General features: G+C 67.8%; 1 protein-coding gene. It reads right to left on the reverse strand.

The features are described 5' to 3' along the window. On the reverse strand, nucleotides 1-607 hold a 607-nt coding region (locus G3O00_RS43000), incomplete at its 3' end, for a glutathione binding-like protein (protein WP_206146633.1). Nucleotides 608-844 lie beyond the last annotated feature (237 nt).

Below are 844 nucleotides of genomic sequence, written 5' to 3' on the forward strand. Positions count from 1 at the left end.
GGCCCCGCTGAACGGCCTGCCGCGCCTCGATGCCGGCGAGCCAGCGCTCGACGTGCGGGTAGCCGGCCAGGTCGAGATCGAGTTCGGGCGCCGTGCGCAGCCACGGAAACGCGGCGATGTCGGCAATCGAGTAGCGCGGCGACGCGAGATACGCCGATTCCGCCAGGCGGCCGTTCACGACCCCATAGAGGCGCCGCGCCTCGTTCCGGTAGCGCTCGAGCGCTTGCGCATTGACCGTCTTCGATGCATGCAGGAACCACCAGAGCTGGCCGAGCATCGGCCCGATCCCGCCGATCTGGAAGTGCAGCCATTGCTGGACGGCCGTGCGCTCGGCCAGCGTGTCAGGGTGCAGAACGCCCGTCTTCGCGGCGAGATAGCCGAGGATCGCGCCGGATTCGAACACGGTCAGCCCGGCATCGTGGTCGACGATGGCCGGGATCTTGCCGTTCGGGTTGATCGCGAGGAACGCCGGACTGCGCTGCTCGCCGGCGGACAGGTCCACGTGTACGCGGTCGTAGGCGAGCCCGGCCTCTTCCAGGTAAATGGCGATCTTGTGTCCGTTCGGCGTGTCGGCCGTATGGAACGTGAGGGGATGCGTCGAGATCATGTCGGTCCTTGTCTTCCGGTTATCGTTGCAACTACAATCGTTGCAATTGCAATCCTACGCCGGAACCGATAGCCCCGGCGACATGCCAGTACTCGAAGGAGGGACATGCAGACTGCGCGATCCGGTCCGCCTGTGCGGACACCCGACACCCGCCGCGCCGCGGCGGCCTGCCTCGAAAGGCTGCTGACGCAGCGGCTCGCGCCGCGTGGCCGCGCGGTGTCGCCGCTCGGCGCGATG

Source organism: Burkholderia sp. Ac-20384 (assembly GCF_017104605.1).
Lineage (GTDB): Bacteria > Pseudomonadota > Gammaproteobacteria > Burkholderiales > Burkholderiaceae > Burkholderia > Burkholderia lata.